General features: G+C 42.5%; 2 protein-coding genes. Both read right to left on the minus strand.

Annotation, left to right across the window (positions count from 1 at the left end; translation table 11 throughout):
* Positions 1 to 234, minus strand: a 234-nt coding sequence (locus WMO75_RS19600) for a hypothetical protein (RefSeq protein WP_349078859.1), incomplete at its 3' end; no start/stop codon positions are given.
* A gap of 130 nt (positions 235 to 364) precedes the next feature.
* Positions 365 to 988 (minus strand): VirB4-like conjugal transfer ATPase, CD1110 family (locus WMO75_RS19605; protein WP_349078820.1); only part of this gene is annotated, 624 nt, incomplete at its 5' end.

Raw genomic sequence — 988 nt, forward strand, 5'->3', positions numbered from 1 at the left:
ATCTCTGGATTTTTGCACAGAGGGTCGAATATTTTTCCCACTCCGTTCAGACTGGCGGGGAGACTTATCCACAAGGTGTTCTTCTTTTTCCCCCTGTTTTCTTCCCATCTGCACATCACTGGCACGGTTACTGACACGAACAGAAGATTTATCTGTCAGGTTTTCTTCTACCAGACCATCCTTTGTCATCTTCTGGACTTTCTTGTCCCTGACTTTCATTCTCTGTTCTGCCACTACTTACTCCTCCTTCTTCGGATACCCTTTCCCTGCCTGCAATAAGCAGAGAAAAGCGATGCCGAAAACAGCACCGCCACTAAAAGTTAATACATATGAAATTACTCGTAACATTGTTTTCTCCTTTGATTTAACCTGCTTCAGAGGTCTCCTCTAAGCGGGTTGTCATGATTTTATAGAGGGAATTCTTCGGGAATCTGTCTACAAATGGGATAATGACATTTCCATAGAACAGAAGTCCTTCCCCCTCATTACTGTTGGTTACATAGGACAGCTGGGTTGGTGAGATATTCAGCTGCTTTGCCAGAATCTGCCTGTCTCCGGAAGCCTGGTTCAGCATATAAATAAAATCTGAATTTTCAAATATATTCTCTATCTCCCTGGAAGACAATAAATCTTTTATATTCTGGGTGATTCCAGTTGGAATACCACCCCATTTACGAAATCTCTTCCATATCTCCACACTATAAGCTGCGGTCTGCTCTTCCTTCAAAAGAAGATGGAACTCATCCACATAGTATCTGGTGGACTTATGAGCAGAACGGTTCATTGTTACCCTGTTCCAGACCTGATCCTGAATGACAAGCATCCCAATCTTTTTCAACTGTTTACCAAGTTCCTTGATATCAAAGCAGACAATACGGTTATTAATATCCACGTTTGTCTGATGGTTAAACACATTCAGAGAACCTGTAACATAGATTTCCAACGAAGTGGCCAGTCGCTGTGCTTCCGGCTCTTCCTGTTTTCTCAG

It is taken from the genome of Blautia intestinihominis, from assembly GCF_040096655.1.
GTDB lineage: Bacteria > Bacillota > Clostridia > Lachnospirales > Lachnospiraceae > Blautia_A > Blautia_A intestinihominis.